This window comes from Bartonella capreoli, from assembly GCF_902813205.1.
GTDB classification, from domain to species: domain Bacteria; phylum Pseudomonadota; class Alphaproteobacteria; order Rhizobiales; family Rhizobiaceae; genus Bartonella; species Bartonella schoenbuchensis.
Window position 1 is genome coordinate 1 of the sequence record NZ_CADDZX010000357.1, and the last position, 396, is coordinate 396.

General features: G+C 36.6%; 1 protein-coding gene. It reads left to right on the forward strand.

Features of this window, described 5'->3' with window-relative positions; all coding sequences use genetic code 11:
* Window positions 1-2: 2 nt before the first annotated feature.
* A partial coding sequence (locus J7R05_RS08780) for a methyltransferase domain-containing protein (protein ID WP_208541921.1) occupies window positions 3-396 on the forward strand: 394 nt, incomplete at its 3' end.

Genomic DNA, 396 nt, shown 5'->3' on the forward strand with positions numbered 1-396 from the left:
AAATGCGCAGTAAAGGGTTAGATGATCTGCGCTTTTTTGCTGCGTTTGAGAAAATTCCACTTCATCATTTTGTAGCTGTTCCTTGGCTTAAGAGTGCATATGATAATAAAATTATTCCAATTGAATGTGGTGAATATATTGAGCGTTTAGAAGAACAGCTTTTAATTCTCGCTGCATTATCGTTGAAAAAAAAACGCCGTGTTTTAGAAATTGGTACAGGTTCTGGTTTTTGTACTGCTCTTATGGCATGTCTTAGTGATCGAGTGATAACGATTGATCGTTATAAAGCACTTGTTGAATTGGCACGACAAAGATTTCAATCTTTAGGGCTTGACAATATTGTTGTACAGCAGATTGACGCAAGTAAAGGTATTACGGGTTTTGGATCGTTTGATC